Here is a 26,514-nt window from a genome sequence, read left to right as displayed (position 1 = left end):
TTTTTATATATCTATTATGCCATTATAATACTCTCCTGGAAAATGCTTATTTAATCTTTTCATAAGAGCTGTTCCATCAACCATTTCCACGTTTAAATCTTCTGCCACCATTTTTCCATCCTTAGTATAACCAGATGTTGTTACACACACTGCATAATCCAATCCTCTTCTTTCTCGTTCCGCATATAGTCTCTGTATTGGATCTGAACCAACATTAGATGCCCAGCGCTTACACTGAAAAATGTAATGTAATATTTTTTCTTTTTGACGCTTTGATGCTATAATATCAACACCTAAATCTCCTGCACCACCCATTTTAACAACATTTTCATAGCCTTCAGCTTTGAGTAAGCTTTGTACTAGTATTTCAAAATCTGTTCCACTTAATGTAGATATATCAATTGCATCGTCTTTTGGCTTAATAATGTCCTTTCTCTCCACATAATATTGACCTTCTTTTTCACAATAATTTGAAATAAGATTTTCTATATCCCGCTGATGACTTTCATCCTCAATAATTTGTGCAATTGTTTTTGGATTTCCGTCACATAAAGCATTCACTAATTCAAAATATACATCTTCAAGCACAAACTTACCTTTATTATTTAGCAATTGCCTGATAAATATAGGCATTAAGTCATACAACTTTGTATATAAGTCTGTTGAATCCTCTATATCTAAATATAATTGATTACTGTCAATCTGTATTATCCCAGCATCTATAACGAAATATTCACCTAGAACTTTTCTAATTCGTTCAATAACCTCATTGTTTGCGGTCTTCCCATACTTTGATTTCATGTCATTACATATTAGCGATACTGCACTTGATACTGTGACATAATTTTTAGAATTAATTATATACGCATACACCTTTTTAACAAGTAAGAATTCATAATTATCATTATAAATATACCAATACTTCTCTTCCTCTGGTAATTTATAAAACACAACAATCATCTCATTCATAAATGTATTTGTAAATGCAGACTGCTTTCTAATGGTTGGATCATTCTTTTCAACACCCACTTGATATGCATATTCAAATCCATTTTTTCTTGCAAGATTAACTATTTCTATGTAAGTTTTAAAATACTTTGCTTTCCCTAATTTCATCGTAAGAAGCACTAGCCCTTTTTCCTTTAATACCATTGAAAAATGTGCAAACATATTATCTATATCTTTATAGTATGACTCAATATCTTGCTTATTTGTACGAGTCGGTGCATCTGTTTGAACTATTTCCTGATTAAGCATCTCATCAGACAATTTAAAGCTATTATTATAAAACTTTTCAAGCCATACACGATATAATTGATTTCTTTCCAAGTATGGTACCTGATCTGTATATGGAAAATCTGTATAGATAACATCTACTTTCAATTCGGGGTGATTATCAATATATTTAGCATAATCACTGTTAGAAATATTTATTTCAGATTTACTTGTACCAATCTGGCAATCTGCATAAACTGTTTTAAATTTGCAAAAATTTTTATACTTTTCTTCAAACAACAACCAAACATTCATATCTTGTGCACCGTGTCCAACCACATGATATAATATATCAGTACTAGACCCATACATTGCAATTCTAGCTAATGATATGGATGCAACAAGAATGTGTTCCAAAATATCTCTTTCAAATGATTCTTCCAATTGGTTAATTGAATCTTGCAAATATAAAAGAGCGATCTTATTTCTATGTGTAAAAATGCGATCATATCGATCAGCTCCTCTCGATGCAGTAATATTTATACGGCTATTCTCAATATATTTATGTTTTGGGAATCTTGAAACATCTTCACTGTCTAGACTTTTGATTTTTATATAATCATCATTATCAAATTTCTTTGCTTTTTCACCACATATGGGACATTTTTCTACTAATTTTACATTTTTTCCATCAATGATTTCCCTATTCTCTGAAGGATAAAAATAGCCATCTTTTCCCTCATCTGGATCAAACAAAACTTTAGAAATGTAGTTTTTTTGCCCGCAACAAGATGCCGCATACAGGTTCATAATCTTCTTATACACATTATCTTTTACTTGTTGAAATAATTCAGCAAGCTTAGCCATATCAGCTTTAGTCATTAATGCCTCTACAGCAAAAAAAGTATAATTATCCAGTTCTGTTCCATATATTTTTTTCACATTTCCCATAGCCGCAAAAACAAATGATCCTGAGCCCATAAACGGATCATAGAGTGAATCATTTTCATTACAGATAGTTTTAATTACTTTTTCAGCAATAGCAGGAGATTTTCTTCCTTTAAAATTAAAAGTTGTCCTCATTTCACTTGGTACAGTATTCGGGATCTCTTCAATAGCAAATTTGATTTTATTCAGTTTTTTCTTTACATCTTCGTCAATTAACTTCCTCATTATGATTACTCTCCTTTATTAACTTGTATGTGGGAATCCCCAATGCTTCCGCCATTTCATCTAGTCTTTTTAATGGAGGAGTTTTGTAGTTTTCTTTTCTAAAATATGACTTTAAAACATCTTCACTTACAAATCCATAAAACAGTGCAACTTTGTCATTCCACGAAAATCTTCCTTTATCTATGAAATACTTTCTTAAATTTTCCACAAAGATCTTTCTTGAGTTATTTTGAACACAATCAATTTCTCTCGATATTTCACCATTACTTTGAATAAGGGTATAGGCATAGCAGTTAATTCTATCTCCTATATCATCTATTTGCCTTAGCGATGGACATCTTGTTTTATTTTTCCAGTGCTTCAATGCATCTTCTGTTACATTCAAATATTCTGCTATCTGCCTATAGCTTTGTAAATTCTTTAATAACGCAATTCTATTTATGTTTTCTATAAATATGTCTAAAGAAGACATTGTGCATATCCTCCTTCTATTAACTCCATAAGATTACGTTTTCCAAAAGCAACTGATAACCTTGTTACTTTTTCACCCTTTTCCATTTTTTTTAGTATTTTCTTTTGTAGCTTTTTCCTTAATAATGTAACCATAGCATTCGGATTACACATATAGATATCTCTCACGCCAAAGATCGACTTATTTACTACTGCTAAAATAATCGCTTTATCATTTAAATAGGAATCTAAAACATTGTCCGATATATCCTGAAACGTCCATACCTTTTTATCACCACTGATTTTATATTCAAAAGTATTTCCTAATTCATCAACTGCATCATGCTTTTTTTGCTCAGAATTAACAGTATGTCCTAAAATATCAGCTACCAAAAGTTCCCATATCTTATTGCTAGTTAACAATCCTAAAATATTTGTTTTCTGCTCAATTTGATATACCGTATCAAATACATCATTTAATTCTTTTGAAAACTCTTTATATTTTGGATAAATTAAATTGTAATTCATATTTTGTTTAATTTGATTCGTGCTAACATTAATCATATATCGTGAGTTTTTTATTTGTAATGTTGCACTAGCTAAATATTTTGCAACATCTCTGGCTGAGACAACATACATTTTACTAACAATCGGTCTAACCATATTATCATCAATTTCTGCAAATATAACATACTGTATAGTATTAAGTTTTTCAATTGTTTTCTTTGAAAAGTCATTAAATGCCCATGTATGATTTGAACTTGATAGTTTGAAATGTTTGTATTCTACTATCTCACCATTTGGAGTTATTGCATCAAATGTATGAGCATGGCCATTAATTATTGTATGTCCTAATTGCTCCGCAATTACCAATTCATATATTTTACTATTAGTATAAATATCCTTTATTCCTTTGTTATGAAACACAACACTTAAATAATTTAAATGTAGTAACAATTTCTTCAACTCCATATAAATCACCTAATAATAATCATACTCCATTAAGCGGAAATATATGTGACTATATGTCACTTTGTTTATCGTGCAATGTGACTATCCTCCATTTCTTCATTTGTGATCAATGCCTAAGCGTCAAATCTTGTTTTGATGGTACACACTATATAAAAAGGATAGAATTATGTTTTACTGGACTGATTCATTAAGTATTCTTTATAATCAAGTTCAAGAGTTATAAAACTCCTAGCTAAAAACATTACTAACAGGATTATATTTCAGTTCAGCGTATACGTAGAGCTGGAAATTCTGCGTAGCCACATGATATTACTTACAGGATCAGATAAAGTATACGATAAATGATTTATCGTATACTTTATCCGGCCTGACTCTGCAAGACTACTGCGAAGCAGCTTTTCAGTTACCTATAAGCTGCTATATAGATTCAAAAGCACTGCTTCGCTAGCCATTCTAAAGGGTGGGGGGATTGGTTTTCCCAAGACTCGCTTCGTTAGAATCTCACAAAGTCGACTTTGAAGCTGTTCTTAAAACTCAATACCTAAACTGGAAAAAATCATTATAATTTTTGTGATTTTATTATGCTACTTTATCATTTCGCTTCAATTTATATAGGACTGGGAATAATTGCATAAAAATCTGGTATAACAGTTGTGTCATAGCGTTCCAGCAATAATTCTACATGTAGAACTTTTTTGAAAATTGGAAATTAATTAATGAATTTTTACTTTAATCCGTTTTTGTCCATGTAGTTGCTAATTGCATCACTTAATAGCTCAAGTTGGTTTTTCATGTTTGTTCTTTCTTCATCATTGGACATGATAATGTTTGACTTATTAAGCTTGCTGGTTAAGCTTTTTATAAAGCCTAATGTTAATTTGTAGTTTTCCTTTCCGTCTTGTTCTTCGTTTTTAGGTTCTTCATTTTCAGGCTTATATTTTATCAGTTTATTGAATGTATTGATTTGACCAGCTTCACTTCTCATTCTAGCAATTTTAATAAGGTCTCGTTTGGGTATCTCAGGCCTGTTTCTGCAATTTTCTTTTATAATATCTGGAAGCTTTGTAATAAGTAGCGTTTCACTTATATTGCTTGGTGATTTGGTGAAAACTTGGGCAAGCTTTTCATTTGAATACTTGTATTTGTCTTTTAATCGCTGTAGTGCTTCTGCCTCTTCCAAAGGGGTCAAGTCTTGCCTTAAGATATTTTCAATAATAGCTACTTTGTCCGCATCATTGCTTTCAATGCTTATAGCTGGAATTTCAGTGAGCCCAGCCAGTTTAGCTGCTTGATATCGTCTTTCTCCTGCAACAATTATTTTTTGGCCTGTCTCGTTCACATAGTAGATGATCGGTTGTAAAACGCCGTATTGTTTAACAGATTCGGATAGCTCTAAAAGTGCTGTTTCATCAAAGTATTTACGAGGTTGGTTTGGGTCAGGCTGAAAATCCGCTATAGGGGTTTTAAGCTGTGAAATATCGTTTGCCATGTAATCAACTCCTTTTTTTGTTTTCATCAAATGTAATATCGGAATTTTTTACATAACTTTACACTTATCAATAAAATACTGTTCATGCCCTCTGATATTCTCTGCCGTTTTCCAGAATTTCTATTCTTTCAATGTAAATAAGGCTGGGAACCCCAGCCTATAAATCTTTCCATTTTAACTTTACATTACAGCACACATTATCATACATTTATATAGTAATATCCATCATAAAAGAGCGTAATATATTTTCACCATTAACAAGCTTTACAATCTCTAATGGGGCTAAATAGCCAAAACCAGGTATTTCTTTTGAAAACCAATTAATTAATGAATTATTGTCCGAAGCTATGGAAAGATATTTGGCGTATGTCCATATATCATCGGGAATCACTGCTATTTCAGATTTTATCAAACCATATTTATTAATAATATCGTTTATCATGGTATCCCAATCATTCTTACACTTGTTAAAAGAAAGCCCTATATTATGCAAATCATTGGAATCATACCATGTTCTAGCCATAATATGATTTGTTTGCAATATTTTATCTATCTCTATAATAGCTTGATCGAACTTTCTATTTTCAGTAGCTTTGATGTCTATATTGTCATCCTTTACATACCATGTTCCAAGGCCATAATCCACTTTACAAGCCATCGTCCAATCATCACATAAATACCCAACCAGTTCCTCTAACCCATCATAATCACAATCAATACATGTTTCTATGTTTTTTTTCATAACATTCAAATATGAAAGAAATTTAGGTGTTTCCCTCTGTTTTTGATTATTTACAATGTATATAGCTTGAATTAATTCGTCTTTTAGACGCAAAAGCTGTTGTTTGTTAATTGTTGCAATCATATTTCCTCCCAAATAATATCGTTAAGTCTTATCATGAATTGTTGTATAAGTTCCAAATTTAACTTTATTAGGATTGAATACAACCAAATTAACACCACCACTAGCTCTTGCTGATGGTGCAATAATTCCGCTATAACCATTCTCTGAAGCATATCTTCCTAATGTATGTGTAACTGCTGGTGATGGATCAGGTGTTTTATATTTCTTATAATCATCAATAACCAAATCTTCAAGTTTTACATTTAATTTATCGCGTGTTGATGCATCCGTTAAATCTAGCATATTATCCAGTTTAACATTATCATAATGATAGGTAGTTCGATTATCTGCATATGGGTCAGCACCATAAGCTCCCATTTCTCCCTCCATTACATGTTGACTACTCGCAAAATAAATGCCATTTACTCCGTTTTGTGTATAGCGATAGTTTTGTGTATTTGTAAAGCCACTAATCTCCAACGGATTTACAGGTGTTCCATCAGGCATAGTTCCAACGTTTCTATAAAGAGGTCCTTCATATGTAACACCTTCAGGCTTTGTAAAAGTTGCTGATTTAGCAGCACAATATCCGCTTGGGTCGTAGTAATTTACAGGGTTATTTTGTACATAGCTATAGAGGTTTAATCCATCACCCCGGTATGTGTCCTCTTGTGTAAACCTTCCCACAACTGGATTATAGAACCTAGCTCTCAAATAATACTGCCCTGTAACCTGATCGTACTGTTCACCTGCATACCTGAATCTATTCTGTACCTTTTCTACAGCCTCAACTGTATTACCAAATGCATCATACTGATACTTATTAACTATCTCTCCATTACCACTGATTAATGCAGTAACATCCCCGTGGGCATTGTTAACATAATAATAACTCTTCCCTGTCACTTCCTTATGTGCAAGAAGCTCATGCCCCCTTATGGTAGAATGTTTTAAACTACCTCCACCATCCAACTCCGATACAATATCTCCTCCGCTAAATACGAACCTGCTGATATTACCATTCTCCTGAACCTCATACCTTAAGCCTTCAGGATCGTAAACATTCTTTATGAATCCGCCTTCTACACTCTGTACAGATGTAGTTCTGTTGAAACAGTCGTAGGTGTACTTGGTAATTCCACGCCTGCCGCTTTCCTGTATAAGGTTTCCGTGGGAGTCATACTGGTAAATGGTATGTGCTCCTCCCTCAACCTTCTCCACCAGCCTGTTTCTTTTATCATAACTGTATTCTTCTTTTACATTTCCCTTTGTCCTTAATATCCTGTTTCCTGCAAAGTCATATTTGAATGTTTCTTCCACATCAGGATAAACCACTTTTTCCAGTCTGTTGAGTTTATCATAGATGAAGCTTGTAACACAGCCATTTTCAACTCTCTCGATCTGGTTTCCATTGTTATCATAGGAATAATTATGTGAGATAACTTCTTCACCGTTTTTATTTCTTGACACTATAGATGTTACATTTTTATCCTCATCATAGCTGTATTCTATTGTTGTCCCATTGCCATAGCATATAGAAGCAATTGTGTTGTCAAGGTTATATGTGTAAGCAGCTTCTTTCTGTGATGCATCCCATACCTCTGACAGCCTTCCAAGCTCATCATATTTATAGGTAGTGAGTTTTCCTAAAATATCCTTTAGCTCTATAAGGTTGCCGTCCTTGTCATACCTGTAATTTAGAACAGTTTTTCCGTTTGCCCGCTTTGACTTCAACTTCAAGTCATGAGTATACTCATAGTAATAGTTAACAGCACCATTTACAGCTGACTTAAGGCTTCCATCCAGGTTGTAGGCATACTCCTCGCGGTAGCCTGAAGCCATATCTCTTTTTAGTACTATACTGTCATCCTGATTGTATATAAATTCACTTATTTTTCTGTTTCTGTCTACCTTACGGGCTACCCTTCCCTGCAAATCATATTTAAAGGATATGATATCTCCTGCCGGGTCTACAATCTGTGAAAGCTTGTTTAAGCTGTTGAACACATACTCAGTGGTACTTCCATTTCCGTCGGTAGCACTAACAATATTGCCGGCATGGTCATAGCTGTACTTTTCCAGGCTTCCGTCGGCTTTTTCTATTTCTGTTACCCTTCCCCACAGGTCAAGCTTATGCTGGGCCAAGTTGCCTTCGCCGTCTTTAATTCCGGTTATATTTCCCATTGCATCATAAGTATACTGCTGTGATGCAATCCCCTTTTGCTTTGCACCAGGTGTTGATATTTCCTTTATTCTTCCGCCAATATCATATTTGTATTCTGCTGCCAGCATTGTTGCATCCATCTTCTCAACAAGTTCACCAGCACCATTGAACTTTCTCTTTTCTACAACATTTCCAAGGGCATCAATTACCTCTGTCAGCCTGTTAAGACTGTCATATACGAAGGAGGTTCCTATTCCGTCATCTGTTTTAGAATCATAGTTTTTGGGGGATACCTTTTTAATCACATTGCCTGCTTCGTCATAAAACAGCCTTGTAATTCCGCCTTCCCTGTCAATTATCCTGATCCTGTTATTCATACTGTCATATTCATACTTTATGGAACTACCGTTGCAATCTGTTTCTTTAATTAGATTGCCTGCTTTGTCATATTCATAGGTTGTGGTTCTGGCTTCGTTTTTGCCTAAGACCTTTTTGACCTCTGTAATTCTCCCAGCTTTGTCATAGCTTACCTGGGTTTTGTAGCCAAGGGGAGTTGTAACCCCAGTCAGGTTATAGTTACCATCATAATTGTAAAGGGTTTGAGCAATTGCCTTACCTTCTATTTTTTCTACAAGGTCGTCTCCATCTATCTCTTCAGTCTTCTTTTCCAACAAGCCAACGCTGTTGTATCTGTACCTTATAATCTTATTTTTGTTATCATTTATTTTAATTATTTCTGTTGTTCTGTTGCCAAGGCAGTCGTAGGAATATTGGATTCTTGCTCCTGTGGAATCTGAAACCTCGATAATACGATTGTTTTTATCATAAACATAAGTTATAGTGTTCCACTCTTCAGGATATTTCTTTTCATCCACATATACTTGTGAAACCTTTTCTTCAATCCTTCTACCTGCTTTATCGTAACTGTACAGTGTTATATTATACTGTGCCTTTGAGTCCTTTTCATCTACAGGAACCCTCTTCTCAATAAGCCATCCTACCGCATTGTACTTGTAAATAACAGCATGGCCTTTAGCATTAAATTCCTTGGCCACCCTGCCGTCATTATCGTATTCAAAAGCTTTAACAGTGTTTCCTTCAGGGTCCTTTATGAGAGAAAGCCTGTTAAGCTCATCATAAACATACTCGTTTCCTTCACCATCATCAGAATATACATCATATCTTCCAGGTTCAATGGTTTTTATGACATTTCCAACAGGATCGTATTTTGTTCTTCCAACTCCTCCTGTTGGGTAAATATTCTTTATCTTCCTCTGGCTCTGGTCATATACATATTCGACGCCGATACCATCATCGGTATCCTTATTGTAAAAGTTTGGATTAACTTCCTTAACTAAATTCCCATGTATATCATACTTTAAAGCCATTACATTTTTTAATGGGTCAATGGTTTTAACAAGCCTATCCATGTCATCGTAGTAAAACTCGTATTCAGCAGCCGCATCCCTGCTGCCAGGAAGTATCTTTTTAACAAGGTTTCCCATCATGTCATATTCCATTTGGGTAACATTACCTAATGCATCAACCTTTTTGGTCACCTTGTTAAGAGAATTATATGTGTATTCTACTGTTCCGTAGGATGTGGTAATGGAAAGCATCCTGCCTGCTTTATCATACTTGTATTTAAATACATTGCCTTCAGCATCCTTTATTGCAGTAGGCTTATCAATATGGTGGTCTTCATACTCAAATTCTGTGATATTGCCTTCGGGGTCAACCCTCTCAATAAGCCTTCCGTGCTCATCGTATGAATAGCTCGTTATTGAATATATGTCATCTTCAATAAGTATCTTTTCCTCGGTAATATTGTTGTTTCCATCATAGATATATAACTTCACGGAACCGCCTGTTGTTGTAGTCTTAATCAGGTTTCCCAAGCTGTCATAGTAATTTGTAACTGTATATTCATTTGGATATATCTCTTCCAATAGATACCCGTCTTTATCATATACATATTCTGTAGTTCTTCCCAAGCGGTCTGTAACGGAATCTTTATTTCCATATATGTCATATGTATAAATTTCGCTGGTACCATCAGCATAAACCCTTTCGGATAAAAGGTTTTGCTCGTTGAACCTGTACCTTTCAACTACATTTGTAGCATGAAATATAAAGACGTTCTCTTTATCATCGTCATTATACATCATTTCTGTGATGTTTCCGTTTTTATCAAACTGCTTTATTACCCGGCCTTTTTCATCATATTCGTTTTTTACATATGTAATGCCGTTTTGGTCGGTAACAGTTGTAATCCACCCCTGCTCAAAGGTGTATTTTACAGTTCCCCCATTAGGGAGTGTAACCTCAGAAAGGTTGTCTCCTAAGTATTTATATTTTACAGTTCTGCCTATGTTGTCGGTTATCTGAAGTATTTTACCTGCACTGCATGTAAACGTGATAATTTTTCCGCCAGGAGTTATAAAGGTATCGATTTCACCTTTATGATTGTAAGATATTTTTAATGTGTTGTTGTTTTTATCTGAAATGGAAGTTAGTTTTCCGTTTTTGTCATATATAAATGTCTTTTTGTCTTTGTTTTTTAAAGAAAATTGGCCTGACTCAAGCTCCACAAGATTATCTGACTCATCATCGTCACTTGCGTTTATCCATTGGCCTTCTTTTTTCTCAAATTCCTTAACACTCCCGTCAGGATAGACATAAGTCAATTCATCTCCGCGTCTTTCTATTCTGCTTTCAAACTCAAAGGTCCAGCCTTTTCCCATGGGGCCTACCGATTCGTCAGTTGAGTTATATTTTCTTTTTATCTCAAGATTAATTCCTCTATCCTCAATCAAAAGGTCTGTTGCATCTATGTAAAAACTTCCTGTTACAACGTTTACAGGATCACCAGAAGTGCATACATTTTGGGCTGCTTGATTTTTGCTTTTAGGACTTTTTGACTTTTTGCTCATGCCCTTTCCCTTTGGTGATGCCTTCTTCTTTTTCTTTTTATTCTCTTGCTTAAGCTTCCCTGCTTTTAGCTTTTCCAAGTCAGTTTTAGATATCTTTGTACTTTTCCAATTCATAACGATACCTCACTTTTACAATAACACTTTTTAAGTGTATATTAAGAAAATGCTGACTAAACAGCATTTTTAAATGTCAAATTATTCGGCCAAATCTAACTACTCGAATATTCTATCAAGAATAGTTTTATGACGTTTTTTATATATTGCTATACCTTGTTTGATTCTTTTTGTATCCCTTGGATCATCTCCGTAACTTTCCAAGTTCTCCCACTCTTTCTTTGATGTACCCGCTTTTTTCTGTGCAGCACCAGCTGCTGCACATAGCATCATATCTGGGATATCAAACACTTTTCCCATATAACCATACATTATATTCCCAGGAACATCGTTATCCACAACTTCACCATCATAAATAAACTTTTCATCCTGCCAATCAGGCTGATTTTTTAAATCCAATTCTGCTTTGTTCTTTACCAAATCATAGAACAACTTATATTTAGCTGGAAGTGGCAAATATTTAGCATATTTATATTTTTCCTCATATGTACTCATTAAATTATCAAGCTTTTGTGTAATATCCCGTATCTTTGGTGCCTTTAGATTTTCCATATCAGACTTAGAAATAGCTGTGCTTTTCCAATTCATAAAAATGCCTCACTCCCTCATAACTAAAAGTGATTATAATTCGCATTTATCTGTTGCATAATCCTAAACGATTTTGTTTGCTCCACCAAATTTATGACCATTAATACTTTTAATCTAGCACCTGATCTTAACTAAAGAACCCTTTATATCCGTTTTTCCGTCCATTTTTATACTGCTTGAGTTGCAGACAATATCAATTCCCTTTGAAGCTTCCATGTTTATCTTATCCGCATTTATAATCAGATCATTTTCGCTCTTAATTTTAAGCTCGCTATCACACAATATTTCTATTCCCTTGTCTTCATGCATGCTTATCAATACTTTATCGTCCTTCGCAGAAAAAGCAAGTTCCTTTTCTGTAAATTTGTTTTCCTTCTTAAACTTGGTTCTGAAATACTTTTCATCAGGCTTTTGTATTTTGTCTCCGCCCTTTATCCTTCTTCTAACAGAGTCAACAATAACTCCCTCTTCTTCCTTGTTTGTAGGAAAGTATAATTTAACCTTATCATCAAGCTCAGGCATACAATACCAACCTGTATTACCTTCAGAGGTGTGTGTAGTAGAATAAGGAAACCAGAACGCTTTATCTTTTGGCTGTTCCTTGTCAATATCAAGATGAACTCTTACATTATCTTCTTTTACCTCAATCACTTTACCTTCTACCGCTTTATTACATGCATTATCATTTAATAAAAGATCCTGAGTCAAGCCTTTTTTGGGTGCAAGATAATACAAATGCCGCAGTACACTGCTTTTAATATAACTTGATGACCTATATACGTACAGAGTTATGTTGTTAAATGAGACTGTATCCCCAATACTTAAAATTTTATCGGTTTCCACCTCAAAATAGGTAAAGTCAGCCGTATCAATTCCTTCTACCCTATTTTCCGATAACTGTCTATAGTCTTCAACCCTTCTGCTTACACTATAGTTAAACTCCTCCAAATTTCCCTTGCTTCCTCCCTCAGGAATTCCAAACCAGAACTTTGGTTTATCTGATAGATGATCAGCAACAAGGCCTGTATTAAAATGTGATGCCATTCTCCTTAAAAATGCCCAGTCTGTTTCATCATACTGAATTATAAATTTTTCCAGCTTTTTACCCTTAGCAGCTATGTCTATAGAGTCACCTGGATAGTCAGCTATAACCTTTTTTACAAGGTCTGTATAGGCCATATTCTTATCCTGAAAAGAACGCCTTTTAAGTTTGATGTCCATGTTGAAGGTAGATGAAGCTCCTACAATATCTATGTAGTATACGCCTCTGGCAGCCTTTATCTGTATTTCAGTTACAATGCCTTTGAAAAGCTTGGTAGTAGCAGAATTATCATCTGTTTGAGTAACCTCAATAACATCTTTTATTGTTGCTTGCTCCACGTATTTGGCCTTATTTTCGTCGGATATAATCCCTGATATGTATATTTTTGCATGGTCGTTAATACTTTTCTCCATTCGTAGATTAAGAATGGTTTTAATCTCATACGGTGATTTAATTTTAACATTACCATAGGCAATTGTAGTTTTGCTGCCCATAAACTCCCCCCTATCCAAAGAATGATTTAATAATTATGTTATAAAAATCTCCAAACTTTTTTAATCATTGTCCGTTATTTGTTATGCTGATCATTCCACACCACATGCACATTGTTTTTGAACTGTCAAGCATTGCTGGAAACATTTCCAATAAAACATTCATTTTTACATTGAACCATGGTGTAACCGTTGCAGGTATGCATGGCATCTTTTGAAGGACACCACTGGCTGCGGCTGTTGCCGCTGCAACTGTAGGGTTAGCTAGGCTGCTACACAATCCAAAGGGCATTATGTTCATCATCGGCTTAAAGTCCATCATATTTCCCTGTGGCTTGTTATTAATATAGATTTTATGATCCATTGGAATCTGGAAAGTGCTTTCCTGACTTCCAAAGGTACACTTTAACTTTGCCCCCTGCACTACATAGGTTGCCATAAATAATCCCTTCTTTCATAATTGCTATATTTATTGACCTATAGTACAAATAAATTTATACTATCCAGCCTTTTTTGTTGCCTCTTCTTCTTTTTTCTTTTCCAGATCAATAACTTTATCTTCAAATTCAGTCTGCTTCTTTATTGCATCCTTAATTTCCTTCATTTCTGTTACTTCTTTTTTATCCTTAATAGCTTTATAATCCTCAGAACTAGGTAATTTAGCTATTTCCTCACATTTTTCAATTGCTTTATTATATCTTCCTATAGCTTTTTCATATTCTTTTGTTTCGAAGCCCTTGGCATCTTTCACAAGTTCCTCTACATCTTTCCACTTTGTCTTAACCTCATTTGTAAAAGTGGCCAAGAGTTTTTCCTCTTCATTTTTTTTACCTTTATCTTTTTCAATTTCTTTTAATTTTTCATCAGCTTCTCCAGCCTTTTTTTCCGACTTTTCTGCCATATCAGTATAATAAATTTCATTTGCTAATTTCTTTGCATCTTCAAAAGCCTTTTTTGCTTCAGCAAACTTTCCTCCATCAAACAGCTTATTCCCTTTGCTGAACAGATCTATAACATTAAGACAATTTTTTGTGTTTTTAATCTTTTTATCTAAAGTGTTATACATTTCTTCCTTGCTAAAAGCATTGTTATCATACTGAGAGAAAAACTTAAGATTACCCATCGCATCGGTGTAACTTACATTGGCATTTTTAAAATCCTGCTTGTCATACTGCTCATCACCCTCAAGTAACTTCTTTAATATTGAATGCTTTCTTTCTACTCTTTGGAGTGCTTCTTTCTCATTTATGGCTTTAACCGCTTTTACTGCATTGGAATAAGCCTCTTCTGCCTGGTCGTAAAGCTTATCTTTGAGGTTTTTATCGCCGTCCTGCTCATACTGAAAAGCATCCTTCACAAGGTTTTTCTTCTTTACATTCCTTACGATTAAGCCGATTGAAGCAACAATTAATATAGGGACGAGAATCATTGCAATCTTTTTAATTAATTTAATCCTTTTATCCTGCTTTGGTCCCTCTTTAAACACTTTATTCATAAGTATTACTGCCAATGTATAATTCTCTATAACTTTGCTCTGTCTTGATAGGAACAAATCCTCAAGGCCACATATGATCTCACTAGGCTCAGTACCTTCTTTTAATGCTTCTACCAGGTCCAGAGTATCAATATTTTCCCAGAATCCTGATGTTGACATAACAACGGAATCCCCATCGTTGAGCTTGAACTTCTTGGATATAAACGGAGTGAACCCTTTTGCATTACCGATAAAGTTCGTCAAATTGTTACGTTCATCATGCATGTTGCATTCTTCCTCTGAAATCTTACCAGCATCCAACATCATCTGGGCAACGCTCTGATCTTTACTTCTAAAGCTGAACCCGCCTTTTCTGAAGTGGTAAAGCCTTGCATTGCCGGAAACAACCCAAATGATACTTGTATAGTCTGTGACCATTATTACAATACTTGATTTGAGTCTCACACTTGTGCTGTTCGCAATAAGTTTTTTATGTACATGCATAATGTAATTTTTTATTTTTCTTCTTGACATGGTTGGATTTTCCATAAAATGTTCAAAAAAACAATTGGCTGCCAATTCTGCACTCTTAACCTCATCATCTGAATCCAAACCATCTGCAGCTATATAACACGCATAGTCATCTAATTCTGCATATGCGAAGAAATCTTTATTTGTTCTATAAGTACCTGCTTCTGAAGTAAAGCCTGTTTTAAATTCAATGCTGTTCTTCCTCATTGTTAACCTCCGGCATACATATCCCTATATACAATTTATTTATTGGCATACTTCCAAAATAACAATGGTAGCATTATCCTGCTTAGGAAAGTTCTTTGCCTTTATCATTTCTATTATCTCTTCAGCAACCTCATATGGCTTTATTCTTTCCGCCATTATTGTTTCCATCTCAATTTCAGTAATGCTGTTATACACACCATCACTGCATAGTATCACCTTATCGCCGCGTTTTAGCTTAATAGGCTTCTCGCATATTTCTATATCCTTTAGAACTTCAGCCCCAAGATAACTTGTAATTCTTTTTTTCATAGGGTTATTAAGCATCTGCTCTTCTGAAATCTTACCTGATATGTATTGTTGTTCGAGCTCGGACTCGAATATATGCTTTTTATTTAAGTTCATAACCTCGCCATTTCTAAAAAGTGCTATGGCACTATCACCTATTGAAGCCCAATAAAGCATTTCATCAGTGACGATTACAGATACGAGAGTCGTACCTGATCTTGAACCTTTTGATTTGTCGAGGATTGCTCTATTACTTATGCGTGACACATTCCTGAAGAAATCCTCTATGGGATAAATGCTGTATGAGTTGGAAAACTCCTCAATAAATGTATTAACAGCAATGCTTGAAGAGACTTTTCCGTTGGTATATCCACCCATACCATCTGCCAATACAGCCATAATGCCTTTTTCATTTTCTACTGTTGAAAAACTGTCCTCCTGCTCGTCCCTCTTACCTATTGTCTGCCCGTTGCCTATGACAATGTAGTTATCCTTTTTCATATTTATTAATCGATATCTTATATAAAAAAGGGCACAGACTACCAATAAAGATATGAGCACAAAAACGTAGGGACCTTGCAAGTATTCCATCATAAGAATCATTCCTCTTTATCATCGTTTTCCCAATCAAAATGCACACCGCACAAAGGAATAAATATTAGTTTGCATTTACCTATCTCAATAAGGTCATATGGTGATAATTCCACAGGCACAAATGCAACTTCATTATTTCTATATACCATCCCAGCACCTTCACCTGGAATAAGATAAAAAACTCTTTGTTTCGGATCATAACTTATAGATGCGTGATTCCTTCTAGAAATGGATACATCACCTATTATGGCAATATCCATATCATCCGATCTGCCGACAAAATTTCTTCCTTTACGTATTTTATAGTCTTTTCCCTTTTGCTCTCCGTCAATACAAACAAGCCATCCAACAACAGGCTCAATACCCAAAGGATCATCAGTAGTTTGTGTTTTCTCTCCGTCCATTGCAGGCCTCATAACTTTATTTCCTGACTTTTCAAGACCTGCATCACAAAAAGGACACTTATTTCCATATCTTTTTGTATTATACATATGCCCGTTAGAGCATCTTACCAAATCACTAGGCATGTTAATTCCTCCAACTTTCTAATACTTTTTAATACTATTTCAAAACAAGCTTGGTATTTGCAATATAAAGCGTATCCCCTGCACTTAGTTCGTATTGTTTTCCTGCTTCAAGCTTTAACTTAAAATCATCATTTTCCTTCTTTAATCCGGTACCATTAGAAGATCCAATATCCTCAATATACCAGTTATTATTTGAATAATTCATAACAGCATGCTGCCTGCTTACCAAAGATGAATAAGTGGTTTCTGATAAATCTATATCAACCTCATTTTCATTAGAATTTTTCCCAATAAGAAGTGATACCTTACCCTTAAGATTCCATGTCTTGATGCTTGAACCATCATCATCCACCAAAACAACTTTTGTTATATTGGAGCTTGTTGAACTGCTAAATCCAATTGAGATAAACTTAAACACCCCAAAAGAAACAATCAGTAAAATGGCAGCATAGCCAAAATAATCAAGAATGGGCTTGTCATTATCAATGAAAAATATAAAGTATAATGTAGCCAGAGTTATAATAACTATAAGAATATCAATAATCATAATCCAAAGAGCTTTCTTCTTGTCAGAATAGGTCTCCATCTTTTTTTCATTGACAAATTTCTTAAAATTATTCTTTACATCGGGTACTTTCCCACCGTTACCCATAAAGCAACCCCCTTAAAAAATAATTAATATTACTTTTTTCTCCTGAATCCAAAGAATTGTTCAAATGCATCTGTGGTATCAAGAGGATTTTTTTTCTTTTCCTTTTGTTTCTCAGTCTCTATATTAACTTTGTTGGTTCTAGGATTGAATCCGAAAAACCTCTCAAAGCTTCTTTCAACATCTTCAAAATCAAACTTGGCAGACTCTGTCGGCTCTGATCTTGGACTTTTTGGTCTCCCTCCCTGCTGTTGGGAAGATTCGCCGCTGCCTCCATCAAGCTTGGAATCATATGACTTTCTTTTACTTTCATCGCTTAGTGTATCATATGCTTCCTTTATCTCAATAAACTTTTGCTCAGCTTCTTTATTTCCTTGGTTCAAATCTGGATGATACTTCTTCGCAAGCTTTTTATATACTTTTTTGATCTCTTCAAGAGTCGCATTTCTTTGAACTCCCAAAATTTCATAATAGTTTTTCATAGCACTAATCCTTTCAATGCTTCAGATTAAAATCAACTGATTTTAATCAACCTCAACACTTTTGAACTTAATTCCAAGGTAATCACTTCTAATAATACTTTCAACTACATCCAGATCCACAATAATAAAGTATTCCCGAATTCCATTTACGGAAAATATATGTTCCCCGAATAATTTGCTCCTGTCCAGTACCAATCTCTTTATTGTGCCGTCCGGATTGAACTCACTCAATTTTGAAAGGCATTCAACCTTATTAGGTATTATGAGATGGTATAAATGTGTATCCATATGCTTGGGATCTCCAAGTACAACAGGCTTATAAAACTCACCATTTCCAAACACATCAAATACCTGTTTAATCTTATCAGATATAAGTAAAACAGGCTTCTCTATAACGTCAATAAACTCACTCTCATCTTTATCTTTAACATGAACCATTACTGGGTCAGTATTCAAAGCTTCCAGATCTGCATTTTTAACCTGGTCTTTATTAATTAACTTTGATAATCCTAACGGCTCAGCATAGTTTATAACTCTATCATCCTGCAATATTATAAAGTATTCCATCCTGTTCCACCTGTATATATAGAATGATTAAAGAAGTTATTTCTTTAATTATTCAGAAAAATTATTTAAACTATAGAACAAAATCATCTGCGATTTTACAACCTTGAGTAATTGCCCAAATAAAAGCAATTTGTATTTATAGGATTTAAAAGGCAGAAGTTTCTGCCTTTTAAATCCTATCAAACATTATACGTTTATGTAGCTATCAACGTAGTCACAAGGAGTATTCCTTATGCACCATATCCGCCTTCAATTTTAACGTCTTTAATGTTTTCTCTCTTCTGTTTCAAAATAAGAGTAAACTTTCCTTCACCTTCAGTATCATTGAATTCTTCAATGTAATCTACAACGAAAGCTTCTGTAAAGGTATATTCTCTCATAACAAAACTACCAGCAGTTTGAGTAACAACTACATTTTTATATGGCAGAGCACTTTCAAGTGTCCATTTAGCCATTTTTTTAGTATCTTCCTCAGCTGCTTGTAATAAATTTCCCCTGATTTCAAGGATTGCTCCAACATCGTGTGATCTTGCATTTGAATCATCAGGAGTATCTGTCTTGTAAACAACAGACTTTATAACCTTTTCATCGAGATTGAAGGAATCTCCTCCTCCGCCTACACTTGCAGGTGTTACAGCTAGTTTGAATGCCATAATTGAACCCTCCTTATTGTTTAATAAATTAGTTTAATATATATTAATACTCAATGCATTAATACCCAACATTATTTAGTGCTTTATAATTAAAGCAATTAATTCTTGGAAATAACAACTTCCAGGTTCTTAACATTACCATTGAATGTCAAGTCAATATTACACATATTTGTCATCTCATCTATTGTGAAGTTCAAGTCATCGCCTGGCTGCACTATTGAATTAATAAACTTGCAGTCAGCCTTCCAAACTTCCTTCTGGCTCTTTGGATTATTGCTGAAGAATATCTCGATTTTATCCTGCTTAAAGTCATTAGTTGTAAATCTCAAAATTCTTTCAATATATGTGCTAACTGTTGTTTTATATATTGAATCAAAGCCGCTGTCTGTCATAGCAAGACTTCTAGCTTTATAAACAGTAATTCTCTTTACATCCTTGCCATCTACTTGTGCATTTTCAGACGAGAACACAAATCCAAAGCTTCTCTTATTAATTTCATCCTTTATGTTATTGGTAAAACCGGTTATTTCCTTAGCCATAGTTGTTACCATTCTTAAGCTGTAATCTTCTCTTTCAATGTCAAACCTTACTCCAGGATAATTTCTGCTGGCATTTTTAAATATTTCCTTCAGGTACTCAGGACACTGGTATGCAGCTACTATACCTGCCGCTACATATGAAGCGTCAACATAAACACCCTGTATCCAAAGCTTCATTATATCTTCCTTGGAATCGGAGACCTTAACTTTACCATCCTCTGTCTTCTGAATAATTGTATCAATAACAACACCTGACTTGTCCTTTGGTATTATCGTAAAGTTTGGCAGGCATGGTATCGCAAACTCACTATACTCCTGCCTTGTCATCATCTGACATTTATCCATATATTTATCAACACCCATTGTTGCTAGGTTATTGAAGGTGGTTTCATCATTTGCCTGGAAGTTGAAGAATACCTGAACCCTGTATTTTTTAAGTGTCTGCAGCAATGCTGTTAGGGATTCCATGGTATTTCCTTCTTTTTTAACTTCTTTATTGCCGGCAAATATTGCTCTTCCTATCTTCGGTTTTCCTGCTGACTCTATTTCAATTGCTGGAACGATACCGAACCATACAGTATTTGAAAAATCATTTTTTGCATTTACTGTATTGAGGTAAGTTTCGAGCCTTGGCATGTTGTTACTTTTAACAGTCATATCTAGCTTATTGTTTGATATAATAAGTGAAGGCTTCATTCCTCTTGTCTTTGTGTTATATTGGTCAAAGAACATTTTTACACCAAGAAGCTTCTCAACCAACGGCTTGGAGGCTTTAACAAAATCGTCCTTTGCCTTTGTATAAAACTCAAGGTATGCTCTATAGTTAGCAATTTCCCTATCAATATCAACCTCTGTCAATGTAGCAGGCAACGGACAGAATGTCCTTACCACAAGATCCTTAACATAGGAAGATGGTGAATCTGTAACTGAATCATAATCAGATTCAAAAATTGTAACAAGGCTGTTATTGCTATTTTCTGAAGCAAGCATAAGTGCATTGCTTTCTTCCTTAGGAGCTTCAATTATTTTGAGCTCTCCGGTTTCACCTATTGTGAGCATACCCACCTGTACTGCCTGAGCTTCTCCGCCGCTTTCCCCGCCTCCTAAAAGAAGTCTTGTTTTAATGTCTTCTATTGCAAGAGGAAGCATTGCCATTACGTTATTATAATTTTGTCTTGCTTCTTCAAATTTATAGTTTAATTTATCTCCCAAATCAAGCTTTTTAGGATCACCTTCATCCAGTTCATCATACTTGTCAAAGAGATAATGAATTTCTTTTCTGGACTGTCTTATATCATCCATAACCTTTTTAGGAGATATCATATCCAGAACCTTGTCGAACCTGAAGTCAACATTTATGATACCCTGACTTCTTTTTGTGTCGATCAATGTAAATAGCATTTTAAGAAAATCATTATTATGGTCAAGCTTAATTTCCGAAATATACTCAGGTGGTATATTTTCCGGTCTCTTTAGCGTATAAACAACAGCACCCTTGCCATCATCAGCAGCTGCATTAAAAAACGAGTATACGCTAGGTGAAAACTTTTCTAAGAACTCATCAAAGCTTCTTACAAGGAGTTCCCTGTTTATCTCTTTGATTTTTTCATCATCAAGGCTGTCAATCCCTTTGACATCACCCACAAGAGTTAGAAGGTCCAATCTCTCAGGGTTGATTTCTTCAAATAGAACGCATCTATTTGTTTGGTTAATGATATCCATTTTTATCCCCCTTAGTTTCTCAAATATAAATGACAGAATTGAAAGTCATTAATCTTATACATTTGTATATCTTAAATCTCGCTAAAAGCTTTTGTTGTTAGCTCTTGCAAATGTATTATTAATAACACTTTTCATTTTATTTATAATCCACTGGCAGAAACAACATCATTCTTATCTTTTTTCTGTTTTAAATAAAGGCTGAACAATCCTTTTCCTGAGGACGAAGAATATGTTTCAGAGTAATCCACAACAAAAGCATTCGGAAAAGTCACCTTTCTAACAGTTTTCTTATCTTCTCCTATGACCTCAACATCAACATTCCTATAAGCCTGACCGTCGTCAGATGGCAGCAGCGACCAGGAATAAAGCCCTATAGTAGACTCTCCATACCCAATCTTGCCTACTATCTCAATTACATTTCCAACATAATTTGATTTAGCATCTGAGTCATTTGGCGTATCAACCCTGCAGCTTACTGACTCCACACAATTTTCTAGAGTAATACCTCCTGATATTGTTACTTTGAAAGGCATATCTCAGACCTCCCTTATAGTTTATTTATTTAGTTTATTTATTTAGTTTATTTATTTAGTTTATTTATTTAGTTTATTTATTTAGTTTATTTATTTAGTTTATTTATTTTTTTTATTTATTTTTTTTATTTATTTTTTTATAAATCAGTGTTATCTCTTTATTTGCTTCATTCCATTTTGTTTCAAGTCCCAAAGTTTCAGTTACAAATCTCAATGGGACCATTGTCCTTCCATTAACTATGAATGGTGCTACATCCAATTTAGTCATTTTTCCGTCAACCATTGCATAATCTATATCCACATAGAGATTTATTACCTTTGAACCATATGTGATAGTCACTTTTCTTTCTTTTTCGTCCCAACCTGTACTAGCTCCAATATGCTGTGCTATGTATTTTACTGGTATTCCTGTTCTTCCATTTCTAATAATAGGTGCAACACCAGTATCCATTTTATACTCTAAACCGTTCACTGTATATGTGGATTTACCAATATAGTAGCGAAGAATTGCATCACCTGGAACTGTGGAAGGACTAGGCGTCGGTGTTATTGTTGCCTTTGTAGGACTATATGTAACTCCGGTTACAGTTGGCACACCAACTTCTTCCTTAGTTAAATCAGTCTTTTTTAACTTTGTAAAAAGGTCCTTGAATACCTTGAGCTTTTCTTTTGGTATAGCACTTGTAACCTTTTTTGGGTCCTTTGGGTCTATGTCCTTTAAATACAGTGTATTTAAGTTCATGAGCTTTTCAAGGCCAAATGTATCGGTAAGCTTATTATTGCTTAAATATAATTCTTTAATATTTAATAGTCCGTTGATGGGTGCAGCGTCAGTAATCACATTATCACTTAGCTTTAAGACATTAAGGCCCTTTAAGTCTTTCAGAAAACTTAAATCCTTTATTTTATTATTTGATAAATCCAATGCAGACAGTTTTTGCAATTTGCTCAAAGCACTGATGTCCGATATACCATTCTTATTTAATGTAAGACTTTCAAGCTTTGTGAGATTCTTAATAGGTCCTAAGTTTAATATGCTATTATTTGATAGATCCAGCTTTTTCAAGCTTACCATGTAATTTAAACCCTCGATTGAAAGAATCTTTTTACCGCTTGCATTAAATTCGGCAAGCCCTCTTATATCCTTTGGCTCTATTTTACCAGTGGTCTTTTTGATTGCTGTCCTTATAGCCAACTCTAAATTGCTGTCTAATTTTACATCAAAACTGATGTCAGTTTGCTTTATATTCTCATAGAACATTGCAATAGGCGTAAAAACATCCAATGACGGATCATTTCCCTTTACAAATAATGCCGTTAAACCTTTCAAGTTTTCAATAGCAGATAAATTACTTATCTTGTTATCTCTTATATCTAGATAAGTAAGGTTTTCAAAATATTTAAGATCATCAATGTTAGTTATACCCTTTGCTGATAAATCCAACGAGAAAATATCTTGAACATCAAACTTGTAAATATCTCCCACAGGCTTTTTGGTCAATGCACGTACTGATTCTTCAAGAGCCTTATCCTTAAACTTTATGGGAGCGTCTCCAGTTACATATATCCTTTTCAATTCAGGTGCAAAATTTACTTCACCGCCAAACTGCTCTACAATATATTTTAGCGGTATCATATATTCTTCTATTGTACCAACAGGGTAGGTTCCCATTACATTAAAAGAAAGCTGATGAGAAATCCCATTTATTATTATAGTCTTATTACCCTTTGCAATTGTAATTTCTCTATTTAATTTGGCATATGTCAGTTTATATGTATCCTGAGATACAGGTTTTGCTGTAATGCCAAGTGCATTACATAAAGGATGCATTGGGAAATATATAATTCCGTTAGAATCAATAGCACCCGGTTCTGCCCTAAGTTCCCTTTCATTCACAAATACAACCTGTTTATTATCTTCTGCCTGGCTTACTACTCCAAAACTGTTTATAAATAGTATAAACACAAGCATTATTACAAGACTTTTGAACAACTTATTTTTACTACTGATCATTTTTATCTCTCCTCTAATTTATTTATATATCAATTAAAAAGCTATTTTGGGCGTAGGAGTAGGCTTTCGCTTTGTGGGCGTCGGCGGCTTTGTCTTTGTCGGTGTCGGCCTTGGCTTTGTGGGCGTCGGCGGTCTGGTCTTTGTCACTGACGGTGGTCTGGTTTTTGTTACTGATGGCGGCCTGGTCTTTATTGGCGTATTAATTCTTGGTTTAGTATTTGTAGGTACAGGTACAACTGCTTTTGTCGGTGCTACCGTTGGAGCTGCTGTTGGCTCTTCAGTTGGCACAGCTGTCGGCTCTGCTGTAGGTTCCTCCGTAACTTCCTCCGAATTTGACGGCTCGGGAGTAACAGTCTTGCCATCATTAGTTGGCACAGGCTCTGTTGATTCTATATCTGAAGGGACAGGTGTAAATTCTGACACCGCAGACACTGTAGGAGATGTTTCAGACTCAGAAGTGCCTCCTTTACCAGGAACAACAAAAGCCACAAACAATATAGCTATAAAATTAAATATTATTAGCCCTCTAATAATATTTAGAACTTTAAGGTATTTCTCATTATTTTCCATTATATCCCACCTAAACAGTAAATTTCTTACTATAATAAAACCAAAACACTGTAAAATTTTCAAGATATGGTGATAATGTCTTAAATTATTAACCCTTATAAATCAAAACATACAAATTATGCTACTTTAATACAATTTTTTTATTAATACCGCAATTTTTCTGTTAAGTTTTTATCCACATTTACCGAAATAACTATAATATGACTACGGAAAAATTTTATCATACGCACTTACACATGTCAATGTATTCCATACCATGTATTTATGTATTTTCTTTGTATATACATTGTATTTTAAGCATAAAGAAGCTTCACATCACATATTGTTTTCGTTCATTTTAAATGTAAACATATTACATGACGCGAAGCCTTTACATACGACATTTGACATTTTACTTAAAAAAATATCCATTATTTCTTACATTTTTATGCATAGTTATAAAATCATGCCGTCAAAAATCAACTATTAAGCTGATGTGAGTTGTCACTTGTGTATTTTTGCTTACGTTTTTGTTTATAGTATTCCATGTATGAAAAGAGCTTTAGAAGCCTAATAGATGGAAACCTTTTTTTGTAGTTCAAAGATAGGTTTCTCATGATAACAAAAGAGTAAATCCCCGATATCTCATAGTTACAATTCTTTAGATTCTCAACTTCATCTTTAATACGTCTTTCCTGTGAGTTTTGGGGTGTTATTCCGCTCAGATAATAATATATAGTAGCAGCCACACTGTACACATCAGAGAATTTACCCTGCTTTGAGTTCTTTGAATAAAACTCCAATGGTGAAAATCCATGGCTAAAGAATATTTTCTTTTCTTTTTTATCCTTAAAGCTTACTGCTGCACCAAAGTCTATCAGCACAGGCCCTCTTTCTTTGTGAAAAATAATATTTGAAGGTTTAATGTCTCTGTGTATAATACCCTTTTTATGGACATGCTCCACAGCATCCATTAAGGGTATAAAAAGATCCTTAAACAAACCTGGAATAGATACCACTTTTTCATCTTTCATATGGTTGTTAAGCGTTTTACCTTCGCAGTATTCCAATACAATGTATCCAGTATCATTTTCCTTAAACTCGTCAATACACTTAACTATGTTTTTGTGGCTGTATTTCTTTAAAATGATGCCTTCATTTATGAAATTATCCACAGCTTCGTCATAGGCCTTCCTGAATGAAGGCATCCTGAAAACTAAAGTCTTTCCATCCATATCCCTTAAAACTTTACCCTTTGGATAATATTCCTTAACAATACATTCCATATCGCATGTCATGTCCTCACACAAATATACAATGGACAAGTCGCTGACATGCAATTCTTTTTTGATTTTGTAACGATCCTTAAGGATAACTCCTTCTTGAAGCCATTCATAATCCATTTAAATCTTTACCTCCGTTAAACATAAACCCCATCCAAGGGAAAGTTTGCTATAAATAAATAATAACTATGACACACAATGAAGTCAATAGCTACCGTTGTTATAAACACTTAATACAAAATTTGTACAACACAAAAATTGTTGATAAATTTATAAAATATGATAAAATTAATTCAAATACATGGAAAACATTACCGATGTTTAAATTTAGAATAAAAGTGTTAATTTTTATATTTTTCACTTTTTATAGAATACATAGAAACTAATAATATTTTATATTACTTGAATTTTGAGGAAGAAATGGAGGGGG

Annotated in this window: 21 protein-coding genes; all 21 read right to left on the bottom strand. The window is 34.3% G+C overall.

What is annotated here, in order from left to right:
• Nucleotides 1–3: 3 nt before the first annotated feature.
• The 21 genes from Bccel_RS27850 to Bccel_RS27750 all read right to left on the bottom strand — a co-directional run bounded on the left by Bccel_RS27850 (nt 4) and on the right by Bccel_RS27750 (nt 26,204).
• Nucleotides 4–2,388: a restriction endonuclease gene (locus Bccel_RS27850; protein WP_036945749.1), complete on the bottom strand. Its 2,385-nt coding sequence runs from the start codon at nt 2,386–2,388 to the stop codon at nt 4–6.
• Nucleotides 2,372–2,860 carry a hypothetical protein gene (locus tag Bccel_RS27845; RefSeq protein WP_036945747.1) on the bottom strand — a complete coding sequence of 163 codons (489 nt, stop codon included), beginning with the start codon at nt 2,858–2,860 and terminating at the stop codon, nt 2,372–2,374. Before Bccel_RS27845 ends, Bccel_RS27850 begins: the two co-directional genes overlap by 17 nt.
• Complete coding sequence (locus Bccel_RS27840; RefSeq protein WP_036945745.1) at nt 2,848–3,810, bottom strand: hypothetical protein; 963 nt, start codon at nt 3,808–3,810, stop codon at nt 2,848–2,850. Before Bccel_RS27840 ends, Bccel_RS27845 begins: the two co-directional genes overlap by 13 nt.
• Before the next feature lie 724 nt (nt 3,811–4,534).
• Nucleotides 4,535–5,299 (bottom strand): ParB/RepB/Spo0J family partition protein, encoded by a 765-nt coding sequence (locus Bccel_RS27835; protein ID WP_050753964.1) that lies wholly within the window; start codon nt 5,297–5,299, stop codon nt 4,535–4,537.
• 208 nt (nt 5,300–5,507) lie between these two features.
• Nucleotides 5,508–6,164, bottom strand: coding sequence for a hypothetical protein (locus tag Bccel_RS27830; RefSeq protein ID WP_036945963.1), 657 nt, complete (start codon nt 6,162–6,164; stop codon nt 5,508–5,510).
• Between the two features lie 21 nt (nt 6,165–6,185).
• A complete protein-coding gene (locus Bccel_RS27825; RefSeq protein ID WP_050753963.1) occupies nt 6,186–11,354 on the bottom strand; it encodes an RHS repeat-associated core domain-containing protein in 5,169 nt (1,722 codons plus the stop codon).
• 99 nt (nt 11,355–11,453) lie between these two features.
• Entirely contained in the window at nt 11,454–11,942 is a 489-nt protein-coding gene (locus Bccel_RS27820; protein WP_050753962.1) for a polymorphic toxin type 44 domain-containing protein, read from the bottom strand.
• Nucleotides 11,943–12,056: 114 nt separating this feature from the next.
• Nucleotides 12,057–13,478: a contractile injection system protein, VgrG/Pvc8 family gene (locus Bccel_RS27815; RefSeq protein ID WP_036940167.1), complete on the bottom strand. Its 1,422-nt coding sequence runs from the start codon at nt 13,476–13,478 to the stop codon at nt 12,057–12,059.
• Between the two features lie 64 nt (nt 13,479–13,542).
• Nucleotides 13,543–13,914, bottom strand: coding sequence for a DUF4280 domain-containing protein (locus Bccel_RS27810; protein WP_036940164.1), 372 nt, complete (start codon nt 13,912–13,914; stop codon nt 13,543–13,545).
• 60 nt (nt 13,915–13,974) lie between these two features.
• Nucleotides 13,975–15,687, bottom strand: coding sequence for a PP2C family protein-serine/threonine phosphatase (locus tag Bccel_RS27805; RefSeq protein ID WP_050753961.1), 1,713 nt, complete (start codon nt 15,685–15,687; stop codon nt 13,975–13,977).
• Between the two features lie 39 nt (nt 15,688–15,726).
• Entirely contained in the window at nt 15,727–16,566 is an 840-nt protein-coding gene (locus tag Bccel_RS27800; RefSeq protein ID WP_050753960.1) for a PP2C family protein-serine/threonine phosphatase, read from the bottom strand.
• A gap of 5 nt (nt 16,567–16,571) precedes the next feature.
• On the bottom strand, nt 16,572–17,093 hold the full coding sequence (locus Bccel_RS27795; protein WP_036940159.1) for an FHA domain-containing protein: 522 nt from the start codon (nt 17,091–17,093) through the stop codon (nt 16,572–16,574).
• 34 nt (nt 17,094–17,127) lie between these two features.
• Nucleotides 17,128–17,745, bottom strand: coding sequence for an FHA domain-containing protein (locus Bccel_RS27790; RefSeq protein ID WP_050753959.1), 618 nt, complete (start codon nt 17,743–17,745; stop codon nt 17,128–17,130).
• A 29-nt stretch (nt 17,746–17,774) separates the two neighbouring features.
• Nucleotides 17,775–18,224 (bottom strand): DnaJ domain-containing protein, encoded by a 450-nt coding sequence (locus Bccel_RS32235; protein WP_036940156.1) that lies wholly within the window; start codon nt 18,222–18,224, stop codon nt 17,775–17,777.
• A gap of 42 nt (nt 18,225–18,266) precedes the next feature.
• Nucleotides 18,267–18,791, bottom strand: a complete 525-nt coding sequence (locus Bccel_RS27780) for a hypothetical protein (protein WP_036940154.1) — start codon at nt 18,789–18,791, stop codon at nt 18,267–18,269.
• 230 nt (nt 18,792–19,021) lie between these two features.
• Nucleotides 19,022–19,444 (bottom strand): hypothetical protein, encoded by a 423-nt coding sequence (locus Bccel_RS27775; RefSeq protein WP_036940151.1) that lies wholly within the window; start codon nt 19,442–19,444, stop codon nt 19,022–19,024.
• A gap of 98 nt (nt 19,445–19,542) precedes the next feature.
• On the bottom strand, nt 19,543–21,705 hold the full coding sequence (locus Bccel_RS27770) for a hypothetical protein (RefSeq protein ID WP_036940149.1): 2,163 nt from the start codon (nt 21,703–21,705) through the stop codon (nt 19,543–19,545).
• A gap of 140 nt (nt 21,706–21,845) precedes the next feature.
• The gene (locus Bccel_RS27765; RefSeq protein ID WP_036940146.1) at nt 21,846–22,238 is read right to left on the bottom strand and encodes a hypothetical protein; all 393 of its coding nucleotides are present in this window, start codon (nt 22,236–22,238) and stop codon (nt 21,846–21,848) included.
• 112 nt (nt 22,239–22,350) lie between these two features.
• Complete coding sequence (locus Bccel_RS27760) at nt 22,351–24,252, bottom strand: stalk domain-containing protein (protein WP_050753958.1); 1,902 nt, start codon at nt 24,250–24,252, stop codon at nt 22,351–22,353.
• Nucleotides 24,253–24,285: 33 nt separating this feature from the next.
• A complete protein-coding gene (locus Bccel_RS27755; RefSeq protein ID WP_036940141.1) occupies nt 24,286–24,822 on the bottom strand; it encodes a hypothetical protein in 537 nt (178 codons plus the stop codon).
• A 458-nt stretch (nt 24,823–25,280) separates the two neighbouring features.
• A complete protein-coding gene (locus Bccel_RS27750; protein WP_050753957.1) occupies nt 25,281–26,204 on the bottom strand; it encodes a serine/threonine protein kinase in 924 nt (307 codons plus the stop codon).
• Nucleotides 26,205–26,514 lie beyond the last annotated feature (310 nt).

The organism is Pseudobacteroides cellulosolvens ATCC 35603 = DSM 2933 (assembly GCF_001262605.1).
GTDB lineage: Bacteria > Bacillota > Clostridia > Acetivibrionales > DSM-2933 > Pseudobacteroides > Pseudobacteroides cellulosolvens.
Note: the sequence above shows the minus strand (reverse complement) of the source record. Positions and strands in the feature narration are given on the sequence as shown.